Origin of the sequence: Microbacterium sp. M (assembly GCF_045181065.1) — a bacterium.
GTDB lineage: Bacteria > Actinomycetota > Actinomycetes > Actinomycetales > Microbacteriaceae > Microbacterium.
Window position 1 is genome coordinate 1,661,895 of sequence record NZ_CP173721.1, and the last position, 26,484, is coordinate 1,688,378.

A 26,484-nucleotide genomic window follows, 5' to 3' on the forward strand; every position below is an offset into this window, starting at 1 on the left:
GCACCCGCTCTCAGCGAACACCACGATTGGGCCGCTGCCTGCGACGTACGATCGCTGTATGTGGTTGCGTGAGGCGTTCTTCCGGTGGCTGATCCCGGCCGCCTTCGTGCTGCCGCTGTGGCTTCTGATCGGCTGGGGAGTGTTCTCCGGCGGTGGCTGGGCCTTCCTGTTCCTCTTCATCGGCATCCCGTCGGTCTTCGTCGGGCAGCTCCTTCTCACGCTGCTCGTGCGCGCGCGACCGTCGGTGCGCGTCAGCCGTGCGGTCTCGTGGTGGGATGTCGCAGGCTTCAGCCTCTGGCACGCCCTCACCATCGCCGTCGGGTTCTACCCGTCCTGGTTCGCCCCCGCGCTCACACTCGCCATCGTCGTCGGGATCGGCGTGATCTGGTCGTCCCTGTGGCAGCTGTGGAGAGAAGCCGGCACGGCCGGCGGCATCCGCGTCGTGACCACTTCGTGGCGGACACCCGTCGTCGACGAATCGGCCGACGCGCAGGCGGCGGACCCAGAGGTGTTCGTGATCCGGGAGAAGCCCGACGCCGAGCGCTGAGCGCGTTTTGGCGGTATCGGGCATCCATGGCAGAATAGGTCCTTGTGCCGTGATCGGCTCTGCCTCAGGGGAGCCCGCGGACGCTCGCGTTCCGTTCAGCACACACCTTACGTATTCCTTCCAGCATGCACCCGACCTGTGGCGGATGCAGAGAGTAGACGATCATGCAGATCCTCGACGCCGTCGATGCGGCTTCGCTTCGTTCGGACCTTCCCGACTTCGGCCCCGGTGACACGATCAACGTGCACGTGAACATCACCGAGGGCAACCGCTCGCGTATCCAGATCTTCAAGGGCGTCGTCATCGGCCGCCAGGGCGACGGCGTGCGCGAGACCTTCACGGTCCGCAAGATCAGCTTCCAGGTGGGCGTCGAGCGCACCTTCCCGGTGCACTCCCCGGTGATCGACCACATCGAGGTCGTCACCCGTGGTGACGTGCGTCGCGCGAAGCTCTACTACCTGCGCAACCTCCGCGGCAAGAAGGCCAAGATCAAGGAGAAGCGCGACAACTGATTCGTCGCCTCTTCGAAGCACCCCGGGACACTCGTGTCCCGGGGTGCTTTCTTTCGGGCAGGATATGCAACGCTTGTACAGCCGTACCGACGTCCGGCGTGAAGCTCGTGAAGGAATGCGATGACGACTGAGTCCACCCCGGCACCGGAACCGAAGCGCCGGCGTGGCGTCCTGATCTTCCTCCGGGACGTGCTGATCATCGTCGTCATCGCCGCGCTGGTGTCGTTCCTCGTCAAGACCTTCGTCGTGCGCTCGTTCTACATCCCCTCCGGGTCGATGGAGCAGACGCTGCTCGTGAACGACCGCATCCTGGTCGATGAGCTCACTCCGCGCTGGACGGGCTACGAGCGCGGTGACGTCGTCGTGTTCAAGGATCCGGGCGGATGGCTTCCGCCAGCGATCCAGGAGCCGGCGCAGCCGCCTCTGGTCGGGTTCGTCGACGGCGTGCTGACGTTCATCGGCATCTCGGCATCGGACTCGCAGGACCACCTCGTCAAGCGGCTCATCGGGTTGCCTGGTGACCACGTCGTGTGCTGCAACTCGCTCGGACAGGTCTCCGTGAACGGTTCCCCGGTCGACGAGCTCTCGTATCTGAACCTGCCGGAGGGCGACACGCTCGCCTCGGAGGAGCCGTTCGACGTGACGGTGCCCGAGGGGCAGCTCTGGCTGCTCGGCGACAACCGTGACCGCTCTCAGGACGCCAGAGCGCACCAGGATCTGCCCAGCGGCGGATTCGTCCCGCTGGACAACGTCGTCGGCAAGGCCTTCCTGACCACCTGGCCGTTGGATCGCATCGGCGTCATCGACGGTCATCACGAGGTCTTCAACGGAGTGCCGGAACCCGAATGATGATGACGATCGTCGCTCCGACGCTCCGGCTCGAACGCTCGCTCCTCAAGGAGAACGAGCTGATCATCGCGCTCGACGAGGTCGGTCGCGGCGCGCTGGCGGGTCCGGTCACGGTCGGCGCGGCGGTGATGGATGCCGCGGGTGCACGCCGCCGCGTCCCCGACGGGCTGCGCGATTCGAAGCTCATCACCGAGCGACGGCGCCCTGAGGTCGCTCTGCGGGCCTCGGCATGGGTGCCGGCATCCGCTCTGGGGTGGGCGAGCGCGGCGGAAGTCGACGAGGTCGGCATCATGCGTGCGCTGGGTCTTGCGGCGTCCCGTGCGCTGCTTGCGGTGGCGGAGCAGGGCGTGCAGACCGACCGCGCGCTGGTGATCCTGGACGGAAACCACGATTACGTGTCCGCAGTGCACCCGTCGCGGCTTCAGGTGCGGCCGGTGATCAAGGCCGATAGGGACTGCGCGTCGGTCTCGGTGGCGTCGGTGATCGCCAAGGTCGCCCGCGATGCGCTGATGACGCAGTTCCACGACGAGCATCCCGCCTATCAGTGGGACCGCAACAAGGGTTACGCCAGCCTGGAGCATCGCGCTGCCATCCGGGAGCACGGGCTGTCGCCCCTGCACCGCTCCTCGTGGGCGATCGCAGACGCACCGACGCTGTTCTAGCCGCCCGCCCTCGGCCGTAGGATGGACACATCATGGATGAGGAAGCCTTCGACGATTACGACCGCGAACTCGAACTCGCACTGTTCCGCGAGTATCGGGACGTCGTCGCGCAGTTCCAGTACGTCGTCGAGACCGAGCGTCGCTTCTACCTCGCGAACGAGGTCAACGTCGTGCGCCGCGACACCGAGCACGATTTCTACTTCGAGATCTCGATGACCGACGTCTGGGTGTGGGACATCTATCGCGCCGACCGCTTCGTGAAGGCCGTGCGCGTGCTGACGTTCAAGGACGTCAACGTCGAGGAGCTTCAGCGGCGCGAGTTCGAGCTCCCGGAGGAGTTGTCGCTCGACGGCAAGTGACTCGCTCTGCACAGCGCGCGCTCTGAGCGGAACTTCCCACCGATTCCGTAGATCCCGGGGGACGAATCCGCGCACGGCGCATCCGTGTGCAGGCACGCTGTCGGCATGGCAGCGAAGGATGATCTCGGCAGGGTCGGTGAGCAGCGGGCGGCCGCGTACCTGAGCGACCGCGGGTACGACGTGCTCGACCGCAATTGGCGCTGTCCGGCCGGCGAAGTCGACATCGTCGCTTCACGCGCCGGTCTGCTGTGCGTCGTCGAGGTCAAGACGCGGACGTCGTTGCGTTTCGGTCATCCCTTCGAAGCACTCGATGACCGCAAGGTGCGGCGCCTCTGGCACCTGGCGCACGCATGGATCGACGCGCATCCAGGGCGCGCCGTGCACTCGCGCGTGCGGCTCGAGGCGATCGGGATCATAGGCCCCGACCCCCGCAGCGGGATGCTGGAGCACCTGGTGGACCTGCGATGAGCGCGGTGCGCACCTGGGCCGTCGCGCTCACCGGCGTCGACGGTCACATGGTCGAGGTCGAAGCCGACCTCTCGAATCAGCGGCCGGACTTCCGCATCATCGGCCTCGCTGATCGATCGCTCGGCGAGGCGACGCAGCGCGTGCACAACGCCTGCAAGAACGCCGGCCTCGAGCTGTCGGCGCGGCGGCTGACGGTGAATCTTTCTCCCGCGAGTCTTCCGAAGCAGGGGTCTGCGTTCGATCTCGGCGTCGCAGTGTCGGCGCTGGCCACGAGCGGTTCGCTCGACGCCGCCTCGATCGCCCGCACGGTGCACATCGGGGAGCTCGGCCTGGACGGGCGCCTGCGCCCGGTTCCCGGCGTTCTGCCATCGGTGTTCGCCGCCCAGCGCGCGGGATTCGAGCACGTCGTCGTGCCCTATGCGAACGCAGAGGAGGCGCGTCTCGTCGCGGACATCGAGGTGCGGGCCGCGACCACGCTCGCCGAGGTCGCGGTGTGGCACGGCGCTGACGTCGAGATCCCGGACGTCGAGCCGATCAGGGGATCGGCTGTGCCCGAGGACGAGCCGGAAGCCGTCGATCTCTCCGACGTGATCGGCCAGGAGGACGCCGTGGACGCGCTCCTCACCGCCGCCGCCGGTGGTCACCACCTGCTGCTGAGCGGACCGCCTGGTGCGGGCAAGACCATGCTCGCGCGTCGGATGCCCGGCATCCTCCCCGAGCTCACCGATGAGGAGGCGCTCGAGGTGGCATCGATCCGCTCACTGGCGGGACTGCCCGTGGTGGCGCTGAACCGGGTGCCGCCCCTCGAGGCACCGCATCACAGCGCCTCGCCGACGGCGCTGGTGAGCGGTGGTTCCCGCATCGCACGTCCCGGCGCCATCGTGCGCGCGCACCGCGGTCTGCTGTTCCTCGACGAGGCCGCGGAATTCAGCAGGCAGGCGCTGGATTCACTGCGACAGCCCCTCGAATCCGGGACGATCGACATCCAGCGCGCCGGATTCACCGCGCGTTTTCCCGCCCGTTTCCAACTCATCCTCGCGATGAACCCCTGCCCGTGCGGCAACTACGGCGTCCGCGGGGCGGAGTGCACGTGCCCGCCGATCGCGATCCGGCGCTATTCCGGTCGGCTCTCCGGCCCGCTCAGGGATCGGATCGACATCGATCTGCAGGTGGCGAGGGTCGCCGCCTCTCGTGCCACGGCGGGCGAGCGCGCCGCGCTGAGCTCGCAGATCGCCCGTTCCCTCGTCGCCCAGGCCCGTGCGCACGCCGCGCAGCGGTGGCAGGGCACCCCATGGCGCGTGAATGCCGAGATCCCTGGCACCTGGTTGCGGCAGGGGGCGCACCGCCTGCCGCCCGAGGATCGCGCGTCATTGGACCGTGCGCTCGAGCGCGGCGTCCTGACGCTGCGCGGTTACGACGGCGTGCTGCGGCTGGCTTGGACGATCGCCGACCTCGCCGGCCGTGATCGCCCGGGGCGGGACGAGATCGGCCGAGCCCTGTTCTTGAAGAGAGGACTGATCACATGATGGACGAACTCAGCAGGGAGACCGGGCTGCGGGAACGCATCGTTCGGCTGCGACCTGACGCCGACGCGGACGAGACGCTCGCTCGCGCTGCCTGGTCGGTGATCACCGAGCCGGGAGACGGCACCGCCGGGGCGCTGATCGCGGCCCTCGGTGCGCCCTATGCGCTCGCAGCGGCACTGGACCAGGTGCGGCGGCCCCGTGCGGAGGCCGCCGCGATCGACGCGCTGGGCGGTGCCGGTGGGTCGAAGCTGCTCCGCCAGGCTCGGGCGCGCTGGCGACCCCGCGCCCGGATCGACGGCATCCGAGACGCCGTCGGCGCGGCTTGTGAGGTCGGCGCTCGACTGCTGCTGCCCGGGGCGGCGGGCTGGCCGGCGGATCTCGACGACCTCGGTGTGCACGCACCCGTGCTGCTGTGGGTCCGCGGTGATGCGGACTGCCTGGCGATGCAGCCGAGCGCGGCGCTCGTCGGAGCCCGCGCTGCCAGCTCGTACGGAGAGTCCGTGACCGCCGAACTGGCCGGCGATCTCGCCGCCGGAGGCGTACTCATCGTCTCCGGCGGCGCGTACGGCATCGACGGCGCCGCGCATCGCGCCGCACTCGGCGTCGGTGGGAAGACCGTCGCCTTCCTCGCGGGCGGTATCGACCGCGCGTATCCGGTCGGGCACCATCAGCTCTTCGAGCACATCGTGCTCTCCGGCGCGGTCGTCGCCGAGGTGCCGTGCGGAACGTCGCCGACCAAATGGCGCTTCCTCGCCAGGAACCGCATGATCGCGGCCCTCGGACAGGCGACGGTCGTCGTAGAGGCCGGATGGCGCAGCGGTTCCCTGAACACGGCAGGGCACGCGGCCTCGCTTGGTCGTCCACTCGGGGCCGTTCCGGGGCCGGTCACCTCCGCGGCGTCAGCGGGGTGCCACCGACTGCTGCGGGAATACGATGCCCGGTGCGTCACGACGGCTGCCGAGGTGCGCGAGTTGTGGGGTGAAGCTCTGCCGGTCGACAGGGCGGCGGAAGAGCGGATGGATCCGGACACCACCCGTCTGCTGGACGCGCTCAGCACCCGCACCGCGCTTCCGCCGTACGAGGTCGCACGACGGTCCGGGCTGGCTGTCGACCGCGTGAGAGGGCTGCTGGGGATGCTGGAGTTGGACGGCGTCGCATCGCGGCGGGACGACGGCTGGCTGCGGCAGGTGCAGGCGACCCGGTGACCCACGCGCCCGGTCCTGGTCGATGCGGCGAGGCACTGGAGCGCCGCGATGGAACCGAGCCATGCTGGGAGCATGGACCTCTCCGCCGCAGCCGAGGCGTTCGCGACGCATCTCGCGACGGTTCGTCGGCTGTCGCCGGCCACGGTGCGCGCCTACCGATCCGACCTGCGCGACCTCGCGGCGTCCGTCGGGGACGTCTCCATCGCACAAGTGGACCTGGAGTCGTTGAGGGACTGGCTGTGGAAAGCGACCCAGCGCGGCGACGCGCGCAGCACCCTCGCCAGACGCGCGGCCGCGGCCCGGTCGTTCTTCGCCTGGGCGAAGGACGAGGAGTTCATCTCCGTGGACCCGAGTCTGCGGCTGGTGACCCCGAAACGCGGCCGCACCCTTCCGACGGTCGCGTCCCGTGAAGGCATGCGGGTGCTGCTCGACGCGCAGCGGGCGCTCGCGGCTGCCGGGGACCCGACGGATCTCCGCGACCACGCGATCCTCGAGCTGCTGTACGCATCCGGCATGCGCGTGTCGGAGCTGTGCGGCCTGGACATCGACGATCTCGATCAGGACCGCGCCACGGCACGCGTGCTCGGCAAGGGATCCAAGGAGAGGGTCGTCCCGTACGGGCGGCCGGCGCGCGACGCCATCTCCGCCTGGACGACGCGAGGCCGACCCGTGCTCGCAGCGCGCGCGGCATCCGCCACTCCCGCGGTCTTCCTGGGCGCGCGCGGCGGGCGGATCGGGCCGCGACTGGTCTACACGCTCGTGGCGCGCACGCTCGGACCTGTCGTGGGCGCCGACAACGTCGGACCGCACGCACTGCGCCACTCCGCCGCGACGCACCTGCTGGACGGCGGAGCGGATCTCCGAGCGGTGCAGGAGATCCTCGGTCACGCGAGTCTGGGGACGACGCAGATCTACACGCACGTCTCGGCCGAGCGGTTGACGGCGACCTACCGGCTGGCGCATCCGCGCGCGTGAGGCGGCCGCGCCATCAGAGCGGCGCGCAGCACGGCAGCAGCACGGCCCGCTCCACCGGACCGAACATCGACATCGGATCCACGTAGGCACCGTGCACCCGCAGCCCGATGTGCAGTGTGCCTGCCGGCGCGTGCCCGCCCGTCGAGATCGTGCCGATCGCGTCCCCAGCGGACACCTCCTCGCCGGCGCGCAGCGTCGATGCCACCGGTTCGAAGGTCGTGACGAGACCGCCTCCGTGGTCGATCGTCAGGAGCGGACGGTCGACCACGGTGCCCGCGAACGCGACCACGCCGGCCGCTGGCGCTCGGACTTCTCCTCCCGCGTCAGCGGCGATGTCGATGCCGCGGTGGCCGGAGGCGTATTCGTGGGCGGGGGCGATGAACGGCTCCACGACGCGTCGTCCGCCGGCGACCGGCCACAGCCAGTCCGCGTCGGAGTTCTCGTCTGCCTGGACAGGGCCGACGCCGGCACCGAGCCCGACGAGGACGAGCACGACGGCTGCCGCGGAACGGGGGAAGCGGGGCAGGAGTGCGGACATGCCTCCATCGTGCGCGCCGCCGACGGCCGCGCCGGTGATGCATCCCGCCATCGGTGCAGTACTCGTGGAACGAGGCTGTCGGTGCAGGGCGAGTGAACCAGGCGAATCGGGTACACTGGCTCATGCACCTCGATTCCGGGGTGACTACGCGTGCCCAAAGCGACTTCGGTCGCGGCATCCACTCCCATAGGTCCCGTTCGACGAACGGGCGGGTGTGCGCCGGGCACCAGGCTCGACGATCGACTGATCGACGAAAACAACCTCAACGGCGCGAGAGCGCCAGAACAAGGAGACGACCATGGCTGTGGTCACCATCCGCCAGCTGCTCGACAGCGGCGTGCACTTCGGACACCAGACCCGCCGGTGGAACCCGAAGGTGAAGCGCTTCATCCTCACGGAGCGCAGCGGCATCCACATCATCGACCTGCAGCAGTCGCTGGGCTACATCGACAAGGCGTACGACTTCGTCAAGGAGACGGTCGCTCACGGCGGCACCATCCTCTTCGTCGGCACCAAGAAGCAGGCTCAGGAAGTCCTCGCAGAGCAGGCGACCCGCGTCGGCCAGCCCTTCGTGAACCAGCGCTGGCTCGGCGGTCTCCTCACCAACTTCTCCACCATCGCGAAGCGTCTCGCCCGCATGAAGGAGCTCGAGGAGCTCGACTACGAGAACCCGGCCGCGTCCGGCTTCACGAAGAAGGAGCTGCTGCTCAAGAAGCGCGAGCTCGACAAGCTGCACAAGTCGCTCGGCGGCATCCGCAACCTCGCCAAGACGCCGTCCGCCCTGTGGGTCGTCGACGCCAAGCGCGAGCACCTCGCGATCGACGAGGCCAAGAAGCTGGGCATTCCGGTGATCGGCATCCTCGACACCAACGCGGACCCGGACGACTTCCAGTACCCGATCCCCGGCAACGACGACGCGATCCGTTCGGTCTCGCTGCTCACCCGCATCATTGCGGATGCCGCGGCCGAGGGCCTGCAGCAGAAGCACAACCCCGAGACCGGCGACGCTGAGCCGCTGGCCGACTGGGAGCGCGAGCTCCTCGAGGCTCCCGCCGAGACCGTCGAGGCACCGGCAGAGGCTGCCGAGGCCACTGAGGCTCCCGCCGAGGCCGCTGCTGAAGCTGCTGAGGCTCCGGCCGAGGCCGCAGAGACCACCGAGGCTGCCGCCGAGGCGACCGAGGCTCCGGCCGACGACGCTGCGGCCGCCGAGGCCAAGTAATTCCCTCGGGCCCAACCCGCCCGCGAAAACACATATCACGAAGCAAGGAGCCGCCACACATGGCCAACTTCACCATCGCCGACATCAAGGCGCTGCGTGAGCAGCTCGGCACGGGAATGGTCGACACCAAGAAGGCACTCGAGGAAGCCGATGGCGACCGCGAGAAGGCCGTCGAGATCCTTCGGCTGAAGGGTGCGAAGGGCAACGCCAAGCGCGCTGACCGTTCCACCAGCGAGGGACTGGTCGTCGCCCGCGAGCAGGATGGCGCCGTGACGCTCGTCGAGCTCGCCTGCGAGACCGACTTCGTCGCCAAGAACGACCGCTTCATCGCGCTGTCCGAGAAGGTCGCCGATGCCGTGGCCGCCGTCAAGGCGAACACGGTCGAGGAGGCTCTCGCAGCCGACGCCGCCGGTCAGACCGTCGACCAGCTGATCTCGGATGAGGCAGCCATCATCGGCGAGAAGGTCGAACTGCGTCGCGTTCGCACGCTGACCGGCGACAACTTCGAGGTCTACCTGCACCGCACCAGCAAGGACCTGCCGCCGCAGATCGGCGTCGTCGTCGCCTACTCGGGTGACGACGCCGAGACCGCGCGCAGCATCGCCCAGCACATCTCGTTCGCGAACCCGTCGTACCTGTCCCGCGAGGACGTTCCGGCGGCGGATGTCGAGAAGGAGCGCGAGATCGTCACCGAGATCTCCCGCGGCGAGGGCAAGCCGGAGGCCGCGCTGCCGAAGATCGTCGAGGGCCGCGTGACCGCGTTCATCAAGCAGGTCGCACTGCTCGAGCAGGACTACGCCAAGGACAACAAGCTGTCCGTGGCCAAGGTCGCGCAGGACGCCGGCATCACCGTGACGGACTTCGCGCGCTTCAAGGTCGGCGCGTAACGACGTTAGAGGGGTTCGGATCCGTGAGGGTCCGAACCCCTTCTTCATGCCCAGAAGGCACTATCTTGATTGCGGGACGAGAGGATTCACCCATGACTGAACGAACCGGACGCCGTCGCGTTCTTCTCAAGCTCTCCGGCGAGGCATTCGGTGCCGGCCAGCTGGGTGTCAACCCCGACGTGGTGAGCCAGATCGCCCGCGAGATCGCCGCGGCCGTCGACGAGGTCGAGATCGCGGTCGTCGTCGGAGGGGGCAACTTCTTCCGCGGTGCAGAGCTCAGCCAGCGCGGCATGGACCGTGGACGAGCCGACTACATGGGCATGCTCGGGACCGTGATGAACGCCCTGGCTCTGCAGGACTTCCTCGAGCAGGCCGGTGCGGCGACGCGCGTCCAGTCCGCGATCGCCATGACGCAGGTCGCGGAGCCCTACATTCCGCGTCGCGCCGAGCGGCACATGGAGAAGGGTCGCGTCGTGATCTTCGGAGCCGGCGCCGGCCTGCCGTATTTCTCGACCGATACCGTCGCGGCCCAGCGCGCGCTGGAGATCGGTGCGCAGGAGGTTCTCGTCGCGAAGAACGGCGTCGACGCGATCTACACGGCGGACCCCCACAAGGATGCCTCGGCGACGCGCATCGACCAGGTCACGTACCGCGAGGCGCTGCAGCGCGGGCTCAAGGTCGTCGACTCGACCGCGTTCAGCCTGTGCATGGACAACAACATGGACATGCGTGTGTTCGGGATGGAGCCTTCGGGCAACATCACGCGCGCACTGCTCGGAGATCCCATCGGCACGCTCGTCACCTCCTGAGCGTCGTGGACGGGTGCTTGAGCATCCGCCCGGATAGAATTGCCAGAACACCCCAGACGATTGGAGTCGCCGTGATCGCGGACGTCCTCGCAGAAACCACCACCCGGATGACCAGGGCGGTCGAAGCCGCGAAGGAGGACTTCGCCACGGTGCGCACCGGGCGGGCGAACCCGCAGCTGTTCCAGAAGGTGATGGTCGACTATTACGGTTCGCCCACTCCGCTCGCACAGCTGGCGTCGCTCGCCAACCCCGAGGCGCGCTCGCTCATCGTCACTCCGTACGACAAGTCGGCGTTGAAGGCGATCGAGCAGGCCATCCGCGACATGCCGAATCTGGGTGCGAACCCGTCGAACGACGGCAACATCGTCCGGGTGACGATGCCGGAGCTCACCGAGGAGCGTCGCAAGGAGTACGTCAAGCTGGTGCGTTCCAAGGGCGAGGATGCCAAGGTGCATGTCCGCGGGATCCGTCGCAAGGCGAAGGATGAGCTGGACGCGCTCAAGAGCGACGTCGGCGAGGACGAGATCGCCCGCGGCGAGAAGGACCTGGACGCCCTGACGCGTCAGCACGTCGACCTGATCGACGAGGCGCTGAAGCGCAAAGAGGCCGAACTGCTCGAGGTGTGAGCGGGAATGACTGACGATTCCGGGGGCACGCCGCCGAACGATGCGCCCCGCAGGCGCAGCGAGCGGCGACGCGACGCGGCACCGACGCCGCTGAGCGACAGCGCCTTCCCCGGGTTCGACGCCACGGTCGTTCCGCCGAAGCCGGAGCTGCCTCCCGAGGCGACGCCCGGCATGTCGACGGGGGAGCACAATGCGATCCGCGAGCAGTGGCGGGCCAAGCGCGGCGAGTTCGAGAACCACGTCTCGCACGCGAAGGATCAGCTCGACCAGGCGAACGAGCGCATCAAGGAGCGCACCGGTCGGGACCTGATCGTCGCGATCCTCATCGGTCTCGCCGCGGGTGCCGTCCTGCTCGGATCGCTGCTGTTCATCAAGTGGCTCTTCGTTCCGATCGTCCTGGCGATCGCGCTGCTGAGCATCTACGAACTCGGTCTCGCGCTGCGTGGCGCCGGGCGACGCATCGACATCATCCCGCAACTGGTCGCCGGGACGCCGCTCGTGCTGGCCGGTTACTTCGCCGAGCCCTGGCTGTGCTGGGTCGCACTGTTCGCGTCCGTGTCGTTCGTGATCGTGTGGCGCCTGGTCGCGCAGATGATGGTCCAGGACGGTCGCACGTACGGAGCAGTGCTCGGGGACGTCGTGGTCAGCGGATTCGTCCAGGTGTACGTTCCGTTCCTCGCGAGCATCGCCCTGATCCTGCTGTCGCAGGAAGGCGGGCAGTGGTGGGTGCTGTCGTTCATCGCGATCGCGGTCGCCGCCGACACCGGCGCCTATGCGTCGGGGCTCGCGTTCGGCAGGCATCCGATGGCTCCGCGGATCAGTCCGAAGAAGACCTGGGAGGGCTTCGGCGGTGCGGTTCTCGCCGCCACGGGTGTCGGCGTGCTCCTCGCGCTGTACCTGCTCGAGATGCCGTGGTGGGCCGGCGTCATCCTCGGCGCGGCCGTGCTGCTCTCCGCGACGCTGGGCGATCTGGCCGAATCCATGCTCAAGCGCGACCTCGGCATCAAGGACATGAGCTCGTGGCTGCCCGGACACGGCGGACTGCTGGACCGTCTCGACAGCATCCTGCCTTCGACGATCCCGGCGCTCATGCTGTACTTCCTGCTGTCCCCCTGGGCGACGCTCTGATGACGGTCGGATACGGTGGATGACGTGACAGATCTGCAGACCACGCCGGCGCCGACGGCGTTCACGCTGACGACGGGCCGAACCCGCGGGTATCACCCGGCCGCGGTCGATGCCTTCCTCGCAGCTGCCAAGACCAGCTTCGAGCGCGACGACGATGCGTTGTCGGCCGAGGACGTCCGCGTGGCGTCCTTCCCGATGGTTCGCGGCGGCTACGCGGTGGCCGAGGTGGATGCCGCTCTCGGGCGCATCGAGGATGCCTTCGCGGCCCGTGTCCGCGACCGCGCCGTGCGTGCGGAGGGCGCGACCGCCTGGGTCGAGCAGGCCAGGGGAGAGGCGCAGGTGATCCTGGATCATCTCGCGCGTCCGAAGCTCCACAAGTTCGCGCGCGTCGGCTGGCTCACGTACGGCTATCGGGCAGAGGAAGTCGATCACGTCGCACGTCGCATCGTCCGCTATCTCCGCGACGGCGACGAGCTGTCGGTGGAGCAGCTGCGGTCGGCGGCCTTCCGCATGCAGCGCGGCGGCTATCGCGAGGAGCAGGTCGACGCTCTGCTGGACGCGACGATCGAGGTCATGCTCGCAGTCCGATGACGGTTCTCATGGTCTCCTCAGCGGGCTCTGGTCTACACTGAGGCTATTGTGAGTTCACCCCACGAGTCCGAAGAGATCGCCGTCGCGCCCGCACCCGGCCGCGCAGATATCGTCTTCACTGCGAAGCGACCGGTGCCGACGCGCGCCCGTTGGTCGCGCCGACGCGGCGTCGTCGCTACGTTCGCCGCGCTCGCGGTCGTCGGCTTCGCCGCGGCGATCGTGGCGCCGACCGGCTTCGCCCTCGCAGAAACCGCCGACTCCGCTCAAGCGCAGACGACCGTCTACTCGCTGGCCGCTGACGACGCGCAGGATCTGCGTGTGACGGTCGACGGTGCTGCTTTCGCTCCTGTCGATCGCGGCACCTACGAGGTCTACGTCACGCCGACGCCGACGCCGACACCCACCCCGAAGCCCGCGTCATCGGGGTCGAATGGCAGCGGCAGCAGCGGCAGCCGACCGCAGTACACCGGCGGCGGCTCTCCGGCCGAGTGGATGTCCGCGGCGGGCATCGCCCAGGGTGACTGGGGCTTCGTGGACTACATCGTCTCGAAGGAGAGCGGCTGGAACCCGAACGCGGTGAACCGCTCGTCGGGAGCCAGCGGCCTGGTGCAGGCTCTGCCGTGCAGCAAGGTTCCAGGCAACTGCTTCGACCCGGTCGACAACCTGCGCTGGGGCAATGGCTATGCCATCGGCCGATACGGCAGCTGGGAAGGCGCGTACAACTTCTGGCGGAGCAACCACTGGTGGTGACACCGCTCCGCCATGCCCCGATCCCGTAAGCGGCGCCCGGAGCGCTCGAGCACCGACGACTCCTTCGATCGCCTTCTCGCCGGTTGGAAGCGCACGGAGATCCGTCGTGGTCGCGAATGGATCGTCCAGCCGGTCTCCGCGCTGCAGGCGCAGAAGGAATACGTCTGCCCGGGGTGCACGCAGGTCATCGCACCGGGGCTCGCGCACCTGGTCGCCTGGCGTGCGGACGGGGTACTGGGCGAAGCCGCTGATCTCGCCGCGCGACGGCACTGGCATGCGCACTGCTGGCGGCTGGGATGAGCATCGAGATCCGCGGGCCTCTCGAGTTCCCGGCGCACCGGGAGAACATCGAATTGCGCACCGCGGACGGGCTGACCCTCATCGGAGAGATGGCGTCGCCGCAGGATCGGTCGCCGGTCGCGACCCTGGTGACGCTGCATCCGCTGCCCACGGCCGGCGGGTCCATGGAGTCGCACATCATCCGTAAAGCGGCCGCGCGTCTGCCGGCTCTGGCCGACCTCGCCGTTCTGCGCTTCAACACGCGTGGCACCGCGTCGCCGCGCGGCACGAGCCAGGGCGTCTTCGACGGCGGTGGGGCCGAGCGCCTCGACGTCGCCGCGGCGATGGACTTCGTGCAGGAGCGTGGCCTGCCGACGCCGTGGCTGCTCGCATGGTCGTTCGGGACGGAACTCGCGTTGAAGTACGGCCGTGAGCACGATGTCGTGGGTGCGATCCTGCTTTCGCCGCCGCTGCACCGCGCGAGCGACGCGGAGGTGGCGGCCTGGGCAGGAGACCCCCGTCGCGTGATCGCGCTGATCCCCGAGTTCGACGACTATCTGCGGCCCGCGGAGGCTCGCGAGCGCTTCGCCTCGATTCCGGATGCCGTGCTGATCGCCGTCGAAGGCGGCAGGCACCTGTGGGTGGGGGAGAGTCAGACCAGGCACGTGCTCACCGAGATCGTCGCCGCGGTCAACCCGCAGGCGCTCCCGCTGCCGACGGTGTGGGGCCCGGCATCCTGACCCGGATCAGCGTTCGTTCATCCGCGGGATGACGACCTGGCGGTAGATGATCAGGATGCTGGCCGCCACCGGAATCGCGATGAGCGCGCCGAGCAGGCCGAGCAGCGAGCCGCCGGCGAGTGCGGCGACGACGACCACAGCGCCTGGCACCGAGACGGCTCGGCTCATGATGCGCGGAGAGATCACGTACGCCTCGATCTGCATGTAGATGAGGTAGTAGATGCCGGCGGCGAGGGCCGTCGCGGGCGAGCCGAGGCCGGGGATCAGGCACGCCAGCACGATGATCGTCGAACCGGTCAGGGTCCCGACCAGGGGGATGAGCGAGAAGAAGAACGCGACGACCGCGAGGACGGCGGGGAACGGCGCCTTGATGATCGACAGGTAGATGGCGCTCAGGACGCCGTTGATCACGCCGAGCGAGACCTGACCCATGACGTAGTAGCCGACGGAGTCGGTGATCTGGTCGGCGAGGTCGATGAAGCGGGGCCGCTTGGACGCCGGGACGAGCTGGTAGACCGCGCGCTTGAGCGACGGCGTCGATGCGGTGAGGTAGATGGTCAGGATCAGCACGATGAAGGCGCCGAAGAGTCCGTTCACGACGCCGAGGCTGGCGTTGATCACGCCGCCGGTGATGCTGCCGACGTTCGCCAGCAGCCAGTCCTGCGCCTCGGTGAGGACGCGGTCGATGTCCAACGCGGGGAAGATGCCGCCGAGCCAGGTGCGCAGGTCGGCCCAGATGTCATTGCTGCTCTGCACGAGCGCCGTGATCTGCTCGACGAGCTGAGTCACCTGCGAGATGATGATCGGCAGCACGATCAGGACGATGCCCGTGAACACGCCGAGCACTGCGACGATCGTGACGAGCACGGCGAGCCAGCGGGGGACCTTCTGCCGCTCGAGCCAGGAGATCAGCGGATCCAGGCCGAGACTGATGAACAGGGCGGTGCCGAGATAGAGGAGCACGGTGGACAGGGTCTGCACGCTGCCGATGAGCAGGACACCGAGACCGACGCCGAGCGTCGCGACCAGCGCCGTTCGGAACGGGTTGTGCAACTTCATTTCGGCTCCTCGTAGAACGGATGAGGCCAGCGTATCCAGCAGATGGCGAGCGGCGGCGAAGACGTGCCGAACGGTCGGGTGGCAATCCGCCTGAGACAACACTCAGGTGATTTCGCTAGTCTGAAATGTCGAGCGATGATCCGGCACCGGTTTCCGGATCACGTAAGGAGAACTTTTCGTGCGATTCGTATGGGCCGTCGTGGCCTTCGTCCTGGCCACGCTCCTGATCGGTGCGGGTATCGCTCAGCGCACCGTCTTCGTGGGCCCCTCCAGCGAGGAGCTGGTGCTGGAGACCTCGCAGCCGGAGCCCTACACCCTGATCGATGGGGCAGTGCTGCGTACCCAGCCCGGCCTTCAGAGCCTCATCATCCGCGGCGACGGCGAACTGTTCGCCGCCGTCGGGCGCACCGCGGACATGGAGGCCTGGCTCTCGGACGCCACCTACAACTCGATCACCCTGAACGACGACGGAGCACCCGTCACGACGGTCGTCGAACCGGAGGACGCGGCGGATGCCGACGGCGATTCCGCCGACGCGACCGCGACTCCGACCCCCACCCCGACGGAGGACGCGGCGGCGACCACAGGTCGCAACCCGGCGGGTTCGGACCTGTGGCTGGATTCGTTCAGCGAACAGGATCAGATCATCACCGACACGCAGCTGCCGGAGGGCACCAGCATGCTCATCGCGCGTGACGGCACCGAGCCGGCACCGGATGACATCGTGGTGTCCTGGCCACTGGACAACTCCACGCCCCTCGCAGGCCCGCTGATGGCCGCAGGCGGTCTGATGCTCGCCATCGGAATCGTGCTGTACATCCTCGGCATCCGGCACCAGCGACGTGGACGTGGTCCGCGACGGAAGGGCCCAGGTCCGCTCCCCGCCACGGAGCCGATCGATGTCGCGATCGACAAGGTCCCCGAGAAGGAGGCGATCGAGCAGAAGCCGTCCGACGAGGGCGCGACCGCCGGAGCCGACGCCGAACCCGAGCAGACACCGGATCCCAAGGGCACGGCGAAGCGGGTCGCACTGACTCGTCGCCGCCGATTCGCGATTCCAGCGCTGGCGCTGGTCGCCGTGGTGGCCACAGGCTGTTCGGCTGATTCGTGGCCGCAGTTCGGCACCGAGACGGCCACGCCATCGCCGACGCCGACCGTGATCGCTCCGGAGAACCAGAAGCCGCCGGCGGTCACGGAGGCTCAGGCCAAGCGCATCCTGGAGAGCGTCTCCGGCACGGTCGCGACCGCGGATGCCGAGCTCGACATCGACCTGGCCGCGACCCGCTTGGACGGAGCGGCGCTGACCGCGCGTCGCACCGACTACACGCTGCGAGGCGCGATCGCGGATCGCCCTGCGCCGGCCGTCATCCCCACGGATGATGTCGAGATCCTGTTGCCTCAGGCGACAGATGCGTGGCCCCGTACCGTGCTCATGCTCTCGAAGAGCAATGAGGACGACTCCGTCGCCCCCGTGATCTTCACCATGAGCCAGCAGGACCCCTGGTCGAACTACAAGATCTCCTACCTGGCCGAGATGCAGGCGTCCGTCGAGCTGCCCGCGCTCGCGCCCGCATGGGCAGGCACGACGCTGGTTCCGCCGGACACGACGTTCCTCGCGATCGCTCCGAACGAGCTCGCCACCGCGTTCTCCGACGTGGTGGATGCCGGTGACAAGAGCGCCTCGTACGACCTGTTCGATGACGGAACGCATGAGTTGGCCGCAACCATCCAGGCGAGCCGGCAGTCCGTCGTCGACAGCCTCGCCGAGAAGAAGGCGTCCGAGACCTCGAAGGCCGAGTTCGGCATGGATCCCACCACGGACGTGCCGGTCTCGATGGCGACCCTGGACAGCGGTGCGATCGTCTCGGTCTCCGTGCTCGACAGCGAGACCATCACCCCGACCTCGTCCGATGCCGTCATCAAGTTCGGCGAAGATCCGGTGGCGAAGGCGCTCACGGGCGTCGACCAGTCGGCCAAGGGTGTGAAGACGACGTACAGCATGCAACTGTTCTTCTCGGTACCGACCCAGGTATCGGGGGAGCAGGTCCGACTGCTTGCGGTCCACCAGGACGTTCTCAACGTGGAAGTGATCAAATGACCGACATCTCTCCAGCCGCCCTGCGCGGCGCCGTCGACCTGTCCGCCCTGCGCAACCGCCCGGCGGCACCGGCCGGACAGCCCGACGGCTCTGCCGCCGGTGGGACCGCCCCGGCGGACGGAGCGCTCATCCGGGACGTGACGGACGAGACCTTCGGCGAGATCCTCGAGCTGTCCCGCACCGTGCCCGTGGTCGTCGACCTGTGGGCCGAGTGGTGCGGACCGTGCAAGCAGCTGAGTCCGATCCTCGAGAAGCTCACGCAGGAGCTCGCCGGCCGGGTCGTGCTCGCCAAGGTGGACGTCGACGCGAACCCGCAGCTCGCACAGGGGTTCCGGGCGCAGTCGATTCCGATGGTCGTCGCCCTGGTGGCCGGTCAGCCGGTTCCGATGTTCAACGGCGCCGTGCCGGAGGAGCAGGTCCGCCAGGTGTTCGACCAGCTCCTGCAGCTCGCTGCGCAGAACGGCGTCACCGGCTCGCTGTCCACGAGCGACGAGCAGCCCGAGGCGCCTGCGGAGGAGCCCCCGCTGCCTCCGCTGCACGCCGAGGCGTACGCGGCGATCGAGAACGGCGACTACGCGACGGCGATCCGGGCCTATGAGAAGGCACTCGCGGAGAATCCGCGCGACGAGGATGCGCGCGCCGGGCTCGGACAGGTTCGACTGCTCGACCGCGTCCAGGCGCTGGATCTCCAGGAGGCGCGCGCGGCAGCGGCGGCAGCGCCTCAGGACGTCGACGCCCAGTTCGCGGTCGCTGACCTCGACATCGCCGGTGGCCACGTCGAGGACGCGTTCGCGCGTCTGCTCGATCTGTTCGCCGCGCTGGGATCGGACGAGCGGACGGCGGTGCGCGAGCGCCTGGTCGAGCTGTTCGGCCTGATCGGCGCCGATGACCCGCGCGTGATCAGCGCGCGCACGCGGCTCTCGTCCCTGCTGTTCTGACCGCCGGTCGGCCGGCGTCGCTCGTCGTCAGCCGTGCGACACGGTCGGCACGTGCGGATCCGGCTGGTGCCGCAGCCACAGCGTCGACAGCGCGGGCAGCGTGACCGCGGCCACGGGCGCCCCGGCATCCTGCTCAGGGTGCGCGACCACCATGCCGAGGTTGCCGACGTCATAGCCGCCGAACGCGGCGGCATCCGTGTTCAGAACCTCCTGCCACACGCCTTCCACACTGAAGGTCAGCGGCAGCGCGGTGCGCGTCGTACCGGAGAAGTTGCTCACCACCACCAGCCGGCCGCCGTGCGCATCGCGTCGTTCGAACGCGATCACGTTCGGGTCCCAGGACGGACCGCCCATCCGCGTGAACGAGGATGCGTCGCCGTCGCGCTCCCAGAGGGGCGCCTGCGCACGGTAAGTGGTGTTGAGCGAACCGACGAAGTCCATCAGCTGACGGTGCGCCGGCTGATCGAGCAGCCACCAATCCAGCTCCCGGGACTCCGACCATTCCGAGAGCTGGCCGAACTCCTGCCCCATGAACAGCAGGTTCTTGCCCGGATGGCCCCACATGTACGCGAGGTACGCGCGCGCGTTCGCGAGCTGGTGCGCGTGGTCTCCTGGCATCTTCGCGACCAGGCTCTTCTTGCCGTGTACGACCTCGTCGTGGCTGATCGGCAGGATGTAGTTCTCCCCGAACGCGTACACGAACGAGAACGTCATCTCGCCCTCGTGGTGCGAGCGGTGCACAGGGTCGCGCTGGATGTAGACGAGCGAGTCGTTCATCCAGCCCATGTTCCACTTGAAGCCGAAGCCCAGTCCGGCGTGCTCGGTCGGCGCGGTGACGCCGGGGAAGCTCGTCGACTCCTCGGCGATCATGACGATGCCGGGGTGCAGACGGTACGCGGTGGCGTTCGCCTCCTGCAGGAACCGGATGGCCTCGAGGTTCTCACGTCCGCCGTGGATGTTCGGCTCCCACTCGCCGTCCTTGCGGGAGTAGTCCAGATAGAGCATGGAGGCCACGGCATCCACTCGCAGTCCGTCGATGTGGAACTGCTCGAGCCAGTAGAGGGCGTTCGCGACGAGGAAGCCGCGGACCTCCGGCCGGCCGTAGTCGAAGATCAACGTGCCCCAGTCCTGGTGCTCGCCGCGGCGAGGGTCGGGGTGCTCGTACAGCGCCTCGCCGTCGAAACGGGCGAGCGCGAACGCATCCTTCGGGAAGTGCCCTGGCACCCAGTCCAGGATGACGCCGATCCCCGCGCCGTGCAGGCGATCGATGAGGTGGCGCAGATCATCGGGGGAGCCGAAACGGCTCGTCGGGGCGTAGTACCCGCTGACCTGATAGCCCCAGGAGCCGCCGAACGGGTGCTCTGCGACGGGCATGAGCTCGATATGGGTGAAGCCGGTCGCCTTCACATGCTCGATGAGGGGATCGGCCATGTCGCGGTATCCGAGTCCGTGTCGCCATGAGCCGAGGTGCACCTCGTAGACCGACATCGGCTGGGCGACGGCGTGCGTGGCCGCACGGCGCGTCATCCAGGCGCCGTCCTGCCAGACGTAGGCGGATGCCGTCACGACGGATGCGGTCTCGGGCGGGAGCTGCGCCGCCTGAGCCATCGGGTCGGCCTTGAGGATCCAATGACCATCGCGGGTGAGGATCTCGTACTTGTAACGCGTGCCGATAGTGACGTCGGGGATGAACAGCTCCCAGATGCCGCTCGATCCGAGCGAGCGCATCGGATGCCCGGTGCCCTCCCATCCGTTGTGGTCGCCCACCACGCGCACGGCGCGGGCATTCGGCGCCCAGACGGCGAACGCGGTGCCGAGTTCTGAGCCGTGCGCTTTCGGATGCGCCCCCAGGACGTCCCAGAGTCGCTCGTGGCGTCCCTCGGCGATGAGATGCAGATCCATGTCGCCCAGCGTCGGCAGATGCCGATAGGGGTCGCCGGTCACGATCTCGTCCTCGTCGCCGTACGCGGCCGCGACACGGTAGGCGACCGGCGGTCCCTCGTGCCTGGCCTCCCATATGCCGTGTGCGGAATGAGTCAGCGCCAGTCGCTGCCCGTCGGCGAACACGACGCTCACCTCGTCGGCGAGCGGGCGGCGGACGCGGATGGTCGTGAGCGTTCGGCCCGCGGCATCCGTCGTCGGATGCGCCCCCAGCAGATCATGCGGGGCGTGATGCGCGCCGACGGCGATCTGCGCCCAGTCCTCGGCTTCGGTGACGTCCTCGACGTAGCTCATGATCGCTCCTTCACTGTCAGGATGTGCACCGGCTCGGCGAACGCGTCGAGCCGAACGTAGTCATGATCGTTCCAGGTCCAGATCTGCCCGGTGATGAGATCCTGCACCTCGAATGTCTCCCCTGGGGCGACACCCCAGATGCGGGTGTCGAGGTGCACCGTCGTCTCCCGCACCGAGTGCGGATCGACATTGGCCACGACGAGGACGGTGTCGGACGATCCGGTGCCGGTGAACGCGGCGTCGAGATGCTTCGAATACACCAGCACCGCATCATCGTCGCTCCAGTGCACGGCGAGATTGCGCAGTTGACGCAGGGCCGGGTGGTCGCGTCGGATCTCGTTCAGCCGTCGCAGATACGGCGCGAGGGAGTCGCCGACAGCCTCGGCTCCCGCGAAGTCACGCAGCTTGTACTCGTACTTCTCGTTGTCGATGTTCTCTTCGGCGCCGGGACGGGCGACGTTCTCGTAGAGCTCGTAGCCGGCGTACACGCCGTAGACCGGTGCCGCAGTGGCGGCGATGGCCGCGCGGATCCGGTACGCCGCCCTGCCGCCGAACTGCAGGTACTCCGTGAGGATGTCCGGAGTGTTGACGAAGAGGTTGGGGCGCAGGTAGTCCGCGGTCTCCGTCGCGAGCGAGGAGAGGAAATCCTCGAGTTCGGCCTTGCTGTTGCGCCAGGTGAAGTACGTGTAGCTCTGCTGGAAACCGGCGGCGGCGAGTCCGCGCAGGGGAGCAGGGCGCGTGAACGCCTCGGCGAGGAAGACGACGTCCGGATGACGTTCGTTCACGCGCGCGATCAGCCATTCCCAGAACCAGAGCGGCTTGGTGTGCGGGTTGTCGACGCGGAAGATGCTCACCCCCTGCGAGATCCAGTGCTCGACGACGCGCAGCACCTCGGCGCAGATCCCGTCAGGGTCGTTGTCGAAGTTGATGGGGTAGATGTCCTGGTACTTCTTCGGCGGGTTCTCCGCATACGCGATGGAACCGTCCGGAAGGGTCGTGAACCACTCCGGGTGCTCGGCCACCCACGGATGGTCGGGCGAGGCCTGCAGCGCCAGATCCAGGGCGATCTCCAACCCGGCCTTGTGCGCCGCGCGCACGAAGGCACGGAAGTCAGCCAGGGTGCCCAGATCGGGATGGACGGCGTCGTGACCACCATCGGCCGATCCGATCGCCCACGGCGAGCCTGGGTCCCTCTGGCCGGCGTTCAGCGTGTTGTTCGGCCCCTTGCGGTGGCTGCGGCCGATCGGGTGGATCGGCGGCAGGTACAGCACCTCGAAGCCCATCTCGGCGACCGCCGGCAGCCGCTTGGTCGCGGTGCGGAAGGTTCCGCTGATGATCGTGCCGTCCTTGGTCCGCTTCGCGCCCTCGGAACGGGGGAAGAACTCGTACCAGGCGCCGACGCCGGCCCGTGTGCGCTCCACCAGGATGCGCTGCTCGGCCGATTCCGTGACGAGCGTGCGCACGGGACGTGCCGCGAAGAGAGCTGCGAGCTCGACGTCGCCCGCCACCCCGAGGGTCACGGCGCCATCCGCTTCGCCTAGCGCGAGGGCGACGGCCGACAGGCGACGGCGTTCGGCCGCAGGGCGATCCTTCTCAGCCGCGGCGCGGGCGAAGAGCTCGGCGCCGGATGCCGTCATCACCTCGACGTCGACGCCGGCACCGATCTTGACCGCGGCGGCGTGCGCCCAGGTCGCGTGGTCGTCCGAGAACGCTTCGAAGCGGTAGTGCCACAGTCCGCGGAGATCGAGTGCGATCTCCGCCTCCCAGCGATCGGTCCCGTCGTTCAGCGGCGTGAGCCGATGCAGGGTCTGCGCGCCGTCGGGTGCGGTGAGGCGGACGTGCACGCCGATGCGATCATGCCCCTCGCGGAATGCGATGACGCTGAACGGGACCACCTCGCCGGTGAACGCCTTGGCATCGAACCCGCCGGGGACGGTCGGACGGGGATCCGCCAGCGGAATCCGGCCGGTGCGTATCGCCTCGGGGACGGCGGTCGCCGGAGCGGACCGCAGAGGAATCTGGGCGGGGCTCCTCAGAGCCTCGGAACGGGATACCGTGCGTGCGGCCATATCCCGAATGTACCGCTCCTGCGCCTCCCGTGGCACCCGCGCGCGTCGCGGTTGCGCGTGTCACTCCACGCGGAACAGATGCATGGATGTTCCCGGCACGGGGAGGACATCCCCCGGGGCGAGGATCCGCTGCTGGGCATCCGGATTCTCGTCGGCGCTGGACCACAGCGAGACGAACCGTGTCGCCCCGTCGACGGCATCCGGCAGTGTGATGTCGATGGGCGTCTCGGTCCCGTGGACGATCAGCAGGATGCGGTTGAAGTCCTCGGAATCCGGGGTGGATGCCGCGACGTACTGCAGTGTGCGGTTACCGGGGTCGGTCCACTGCTCCTGCTCCATCGTCTCGCCGTTCTGGTCGTACCAGTCCATGACGCTCGCGTTGGGGATGTGCTCGCCCAAGCGCGCGTATCTGCTGGGACGCAGCGCCGGATTCTCCCGGCGCAGTCGGGTCAGCGTCGCGACGTGCGCCCGCAGATCCTCCTGCCAGGGCTCGAACTCCCAGTTCAACCAGGTGAGCGCCGAATCATGCGCGTACGCGTTGTTGTTGCCGCGCTGGGTGCGCCCCGTCTCGTCTCCGGCGGTGAGCATCGGGATGCCTGCGGACAGCAGCACTGTGCCGAGCAGGTTGCGCATGGCCTTCCGCCTGGCGGCGAGGATCGTCGGGTCATCGGTCGGCCCTTCGGCACCGTGGTTGAACGCACGGTTCATGTCGGCGCCGTCGTGATTGTTCTCGCCGTTGGCCTCGTTGTGCTTGACGTCGTACGAGACGAGGTCGTGCAGCGTGAAGCCGTCGTGCGCGGTGACGAAGTTGACGCTCGCGAGCGGACCGCGCTCGTCCGCGAAGGTGTTGGACGAGCCGGCCAGCCTCGTCGCGAATCCGCCGATGCCGACCGGAGCCGATGCCCGCCTGGCGTAGTCGATGTCGCTGAGCCAGAAGTTGCGGACGCGATCGCGATAGCGGTCGTTCCACTCCAGGAAGCCGTCGGGGAAGTTCCCGGTCTGCCACCCGCCGAGACCGACATCCCACGGCTCGGCGATCATCTTGACGTCCTGCAGGAGCGGATCCTCCAGAATCGCCCGCAGCAGCGGATGCTCGCGGTCGTACTCGTGCTTCGCATTCCGGCCGAGAGCCGCGGCGAGGTCGAACCGGAAGCCGTCGATCTGCATCTCGGTCGCCCAGTAGCGCAGCGAATCGAGGACCAGCCGCGCCACGGCATCCGTCGACGTGTCCAGCGTGTTGCCGCATCCGGTGGTGTCGACGTACGCGCCGTCGGGCTGCTGCCGGTAGTACCCGGCGTTGTCGATGCCGCGCAGACTCGATCGAGGACCGCCGATGCCCTCTTCCGAGGTGTGGTTGTAGACCACGTCGAGGACGACCTCGAGGCCGGCCTCGTGCAGCAGCCGGACCATGCCCTTGAATTCGGAGAGCACGGCCTCCGGACCCTCCTTGCGCGCATCGTCGCTGGCGTACGCAGCGTGCGGGGTGAAGAAGTTCAGCGTGTTGTAACCCCAGTAGTTCGTCAGGCCCCGTTCGAGCAGGCGGGGCTCGGGGACGAACGCGTGGATCGGCAGCAGCTCGATCGTCGTGACGCCGATCGAGTGGAAGTACTCGATCATGGCGGGGTGCGCGAGACCCGCGTATGTGCCGTGCAGGGCGGGCGTGACACCGGGATGCCGCTTGGTCATGCCCTTGAGGTGGCCCTCGTAGACGACGGTGCGGTCCAGTGGGATCCGGGGCTTGTGCACCCCGCCCCAGTCGAAGCCGTCGGCGATGACCACGGAGCGCCATTCCTCGTAGCCGTCCCCCTGGGCGAGGCCCTTCGCGTACGGGTCGAGCAGCAGCGTCTCGGGATTGAACGTGTTCCCGGGGCCGTGCGGCCCTCCGACGCGCAGCGCGTATCGGGTGCCGGGCTGCAGCAGGTCCGTCGTGACCTCCCACACGCTGCCCGGCCGACGTTCCAGGTCGACGGTGTCGGTGACCCAGTCGAGGTCGGTCTCGTCGAAGATGACGAGTTCGACGGATGACGCGTTCTGGGACCAGACGCGCAGGGTCGCGGTGCCGTCGTGGAGACGGACACCGAGGTCATCGAGGTGGGATCCGCCGGGGGCGGCGAACGCACGGGACACGGGCATGAGTAACACCCTAGGCCGCTTGTGTTGCAGTCTCATGTCAGGTAGCACTCGGTTCCACGACCGATTCCTGCTCCGGGGCGCGTGAAACGGGGGAGAATCGAAGCATGCAGCACTATCTCGACCACGCGGCGACGACCCCGTTGCGTCCCGAATCCCGGGACGCATGGCTGCAGGCGGTGTCGGTGATCGGCAATGCGTCGTCGACGCACGGCGCTGGTCAGGATGCCCGTCGCCTTCTCGAGGAGTCCCGTGAGCGCATCGCCGCGGTCCTCGGGTGCGATCCGATCGAGGTCGTGCTGACCTCGGGCGGAACGGAGTCCATCAACACGGCACTGCGAGGACTGTGGACCTCGCGCCCTTCGCTGACGAGCGCGATCGTGCTGCCGGATGCCGAGCACCACGCCACGGTCGACACCGTCGCCGCCCTGGCGCGCGAGGGTGCCGAGGTGCGCGCGGTGCGGGTGACGGATCAGGCGCGCATCGATGCTGGTGCGTTCGCCGCAGCGCTTCCCGGAGCCGCGCTGGCGACCGCACTGATCGCCAACAACGAGGCGGGGACGATCAACGATGCGGCCGCGTTGTCGCGCGCCGCGAGCGAGGCCGTCGTTGCGCTTCATCTCGACGCCGTCGCCGCTCTCGGACACGTGCCGCTGTCGTACCGCGAGCTCCGCGGCGACGCGCCGGCGGGGTCCGGCCTGGTGGCGATGAGCGTCGCCGGACACAAGATCGGCGCCCCGGTCGGGGTCGGGGCGCTCGTCGTGGCGCGGACGGCGCGGATGAGCGCTCTGTTGCACGGCGGCGCCCAGCAGCGCGGGCTGCGCGCCGGAACGCAGGACATCGCCGGGGCTGCGGCATTCGCGGCGGCCGTCGAGTGCGCCGAGGCGGAGCGCGATGCGGAATCGGTGCGGCTCGCCCGGCTCCGCGATCGGCTGATCTCCGGCATCCTGGATCGCGTGCCGGATGCCGTGCCGCTCGGCGACCGGATCGACCGGCTCCCGGGGAACGCGCATGTGCTGTTCCCTGGGGCGGTGGGGGAGAGCCTGCTGTTCCTGCTGGATGTCGCCGGGATCGCCGCGTCGACCGGCTCCGCGTGCCAGGCCGGCGTCGCCGAGCCGTCGCACGTCGTGATGGCGATGGGACGCAGCGAGCAGGACGCGCGCAGCGTGCTGCGCTTCACGCTCGGTCGCACCTCCACCGATCAGGATGTGGATGCCGTGCTCGCGGTGATCCCGGACGTGTACGCGCGGGCATCCGGGTCCGGTTCAGCCAGCGGCTCGTAGAC

Annotated in this window: 26 protein-coding genes; 21 read left to right on the top strand and 5 right to left on the bottom strand. The window is 68.6% G+C overall.

Annotation, left to right across the window (positions count from 1 at the left end):
- The first annotated feature begins 58 nt into the window (after window positions 1–58).
- From ACI7YT_RS07935 to ACI7YT_RS07975, 9 genes are all read left to right on the top strand, one after another.
- Window positions 59–547 (top strand): MFS transporter permease, encoded by a 489-nt coding sequence (locus ACI7YT_RS07935; protein WP_406250033.1) that lies wholly within the window; start codon window positions 59–61, stop codon window positions 545–547.
- A gap of 164 nt (window positions 548–711) precedes the next feature.
- Window positions 712–1,059 (top strand): 50S ribosomal protein L19, encoded by a 348-nt coding sequence (rplS, locus tag ACI7YT_RS07940; protein WP_406250035.1) that lies wholly within the window; start codon window positions 712–714, stop codon window positions 1,057–1,059.
- Between the two features lie 120 nt (window positions 1,060–1,179).
- A complete protein-coding gene (lepB, locus tag ACI7YT_RS07945) occupies window positions 1,180–1,908 on the top strand; it encodes a signal peptidase I (protein WP_406250037.1) in 729 nt (242 codons plus the stop codon).
- A gap of 2 nt (window positions 1,909–1,910) precedes the next feature.
- The gene (locus ACI7YT_RS07950) at window positions 1,911–2,570 is read left to right on the top strand and encodes a ribonuclease HII (RefSeq protein WP_406250038.1); all 660 of its coding nucleotides are present in this window, start codon (window positions 1,911–1,913) and stop codon (window positions 2,568–2,570) included.
- A 32-nt stretch (window positions 2,571–2,602) separates the two neighbouring features.
- Window positions 2,603–2,929: a DUF2469 family protein gene (locus tag ACI7YT_RS07955; protein ID WP_406250040.1), complete on the top strand. Its 327-nt coding sequence runs from the start codon at window positions 2,603–2,605 to the stop codon at window positions 2,927–2,929.
- Between the two features lie 105 nt (window positions 2,930–3,034).
- Window positions 3,035–3,397: a YraN family protein gene (locus ACI7YT_RS07960; protein ID WP_406250041.1), complete on the top strand. Its 363-nt coding sequence runs from the start codon at window positions 3,035–3,037 to the stop codon at window positions 3,395–3,397.
- Window positions 3,394–4,923 (top strand): YifB family Mg chelatase-like AAA ATPase, encoded by a 1,530-nt coding sequence (locus ACI7YT_RS07965; RefSeq protein ID WP_406250043.1) that lies wholly within the window; start codon window positions 3,394–3,396, stop codon window positions 4,921–4,923. The genes ACI7YT_RS07960 and ACI7YT_RS07965 overlap by 4 nt, the downstream gene beginning before the upstream one ends.
- Window positions 4,920–6,128 (top strand): DNA-processing protein DprA, encoded by a 1,209-nt coding sequence (gene dprA, locus ACI7YT_RS07970; protein WP_406250045.1) that lies wholly within the window; start codon window positions 4,920–4,922, stop codon window positions 6,126–6,128. Before ACI7YT_RS07965 ends, dprA begins: the two co-directional genes overlap by 4 nt.
- Before the next feature lie 72 nt (window positions 6,129–6,200).
- Window positions 6,201–7,103, top strand: coding sequence for a tyrosine recombinase (locus tag ACI7YT_RS07975; protein ID WP_406250047.1), 903 nt, complete (start codon window positions 6,201–6,203; stop codon window positions 7,101–7,103).
- A gap of 13 nt (window positions 7,104–7,116) precedes the next feature.
- Here ACI7YT_RS07975 and ACI7YT_RS07980 read toward each other — a convergent pair whose 3' ends face one another.
- Window positions 7,117–7,641 carry a murein hydrolase activator EnvC family protein gene (locus ACI7YT_RS07980; RefSeq protein ID WP_406250049.1) on the bottom strand — a complete coding sequence of 175 codons (525 nt, stop codon included), beginning with the start codon at window positions 7,639–7,641 and terminating at the stop codon, window positions 7,117–7,119.
- Between the two features lie 298 nt (window positions 7,642–7,939).
- On the opposite strand from ACI7YT_RS07980, the gene rpsB reads away from it, so the two are divergent.
- The 9 genes from rpsB to ACI7YT_RS08025 all read left to right on the top strand — a co-directional run bounded on the left by rpsB (window position 7,940) and on the right by ACI7YT_RS08025 (window position 14,670).
- Entirely contained in the window at window positions 7,940–8,860 is a 921-nt protein-coding gene (gene rpsB, locus ACI7YT_RS07985) for a 30S ribosomal protein S2 (protein ID WP_406250051.1), read from the top strand.
- A gap of 59 nt (window positions 8,861–8,919) precedes the next feature.
- Window positions 8,920–9,747 carry a translation elongation factor Ts gene (gene tsf, locus ACI7YT_RS07990; protein WP_406250052.1) on the top strand — a complete coding sequence of 276 codons (828 nt, stop codon included), beginning with the start codon at window positions 8,920–8,922 and terminating at the stop codon, window positions 9,745–9,747.
- 92 nt (window positions 9,748–9,839) lie between these two features.
- On the top strand, window positions 9,840–10,556 hold the full coding sequence (gene pyrH / locus ACI7YT_RS07995; RefSeq protein ID WP_406250054.1) for a UMP kinase: 717 nt from the start codon (window positions 9,840–9,842) through the stop codon (window positions 10,554–10,556).
- Between the two features lie 71 nt (window positions 10,557–10,627).
- The gene (gene frr, locus ACI7YT_RS08000) at window positions 10,628–11,182 is read left to right on the top strand and encodes a ribosome recycling factor (protein WP_264157679.1); all 555 of its coding nucleotides are present in this window, start codon (window positions 10,628–10,630) and stop codon (window positions 11,180–11,182) included.
- A 6-nt stretch (window positions 11,183–11,188) separates the two neighbouring features.
- On the top strand, window positions 11,189–12,310 hold the full coding sequence (locus ACI7YT_RS08005) for a phosphatidate cytidylyltransferase (protein WP_406250056.1): 1,122 nt from the start codon (window positions 11,189–11,191) through the stop codon (window positions 12,308–12,310).
- Between the two features lie 24 nt (window positions 12,311–12,334).
- Window positions 12,335–12,901, top strand: a complete 567-nt coding sequence (locus ACI7YT_RS08010) for a DivIVA domain-containing protein (RefSeq protein ID WP_406250058.1) — start codon at window positions 12,335–12,337, stop codon at window positions 12,899–12,901.
- Window positions 12,902–12,949: 48 nt separating this feature from the next.
- On the top strand, window positions 12,950–13,651 hold the full coding sequence (locus ACI7YT_RS08015; protein ID WP_406250060.1) for a transglycosylase SLT domain-containing protein: 702 nt from the start codon (window positions 12,950–12,952) through the stop codon (window positions 13,649–13,651).
- A gap of 12 nt (window positions 13,652–13,663) precedes the next feature.
- Window positions 13,664–13,951 carry a hypothetical protein gene (locus tag ACI7YT_RS08020; protein WP_406250062.1) on the top strand — a complete coding sequence of 96 codons (288 nt, stop codon included), beginning with the start codon at window positions 13,664–13,666 and terminating at the stop codon, window positions 13,949–13,951.
- Window positions 13,948–14,670 carry an alpha/beta hydrolase gene (locus ACI7YT_RS08025; protein ID WP_406250064.1) on the top strand — a complete coding sequence of 241 codons (723 nt, stop codon included), beginning with the start codon at window positions 13,948–13,950 and terminating at the stop codon, window positions 14,668–14,670. The genes ACI7YT_RS08020 and ACI7YT_RS08025 overlap by 4 nt, the downstream gene beginning before the upstream one ends.
- 6 nt (window positions 14,671–14,676) lie before the next feature.
- On the opposite strand, the gene ACI7YT_RS08030 is transcribed toward ACI7YT_RS08025, so the two are convergent.
- A complete protein-coding gene (locus tag ACI7YT_RS08030; protein ID WP_406250066.1) occupies window positions 14,677–15,729 on the bottom strand; it encodes an AI-2E family transporter in 1,053 nt (350 codons plus the stop codon).
- 178 nt (window positions 15,730–15,907) lie between these two features.
- Between ACI7YT_RS08030 and ACI7YT_RS08035 the strand changes: the two genes are divergently transcribed.
- Both ACI7YT_RS08035 and ACI7YT_RS08040 read left to right on the top strand, forming a co-directional pair.
- The gene (locus ACI7YT_RS08035) at window positions 15,908–17,827 is read left to right on the top strand and encodes a glycosyl transferase (RefSeq protein ID WP_406250068.1); all 1,920 of its coding nucleotides are present in this window, start codon (window positions 15,908–15,910) and stop codon (window positions 17,825–17,827) included.
- Entirely contained in the window at window positions 17,824–18,765 is a 942-nt protein-coding gene (locus ACI7YT_RS08040; protein WP_406250070.1) for a tetratricopeptide repeat protein, read from the top strand. Before ACI7YT_RS08035 ends, ACI7YT_RS08040 begins: the two co-directional genes overlap by 4 nt.
- 27 nt (window positions 18,766–18,792) lie before the next feature.
- Here the strand turns inward: ACI7YT_RS08040 and glgB are convergent, their stop codons facing one another.
- The 3 genes from glgB to glgX are packed head-to-tail and all read right to left on the bottom strand — an operon-like array spanning window position 18,793 to window position 25,202.
- Window positions 18,793–21,000 carry a 1,4-alpha-glucan branching protein GlgB gene (glgB, locus tag ACI7YT_RS08045; protein ID WP_406250072.1) on the bottom strand — a complete coding sequence of 736 codons (2,208 nt, stop codon included), beginning with the start codon at window positions 20,998–21,000 and terminating at the stop codon, window positions 18,793–18,795.
- On the bottom strand, window positions 20,997–23,069 hold the full coding sequence (locus tag ACI7YT_RS08050) for a maltotransferase domain-containing protein (protein ID WP_406250073.1): 2,073 nt from the start codon (window positions 23,067–23,069) through the stop codon (window positions 20,997–20,999). The genes glgB and ACI7YT_RS08050 overlap by 4 nt, the downstream gene beginning before the upstream one ends.
- A gap of 60 nt (window positions 23,070–23,129) precedes the next feature.
- Window positions 23,130–25,202, bottom strand: a complete 2,073-nt coding sequence (gene glgX / locus ACI7YT_RS08055) for a glycogen debranching protein GlgX (RefSeq protein ID WP_406250074.1) — start codon at window positions 25,200–25,202, stop codon at window positions 23,130–23,132.
- A 104-nt stretch (window positions 25,203–25,306) separates the two neighbouring features.
- Here glgX and ACI7YT_RS08060 point away from each other — a divergent pair, with 104 nt between their 5' ends.
- A complete protein-coding gene (locus ACI7YT_RS08060) occupies window positions 25,307–26,482 on the top strand; it encodes a cysteine desulfurase family protein (RefSeq protein ID WP_406250075.1) in 1,176 nt (391 codons plus the stop codon).
- The last annotated feature ends 2 nt before the right edge of the window (window positions 26,483–26,484 follow it).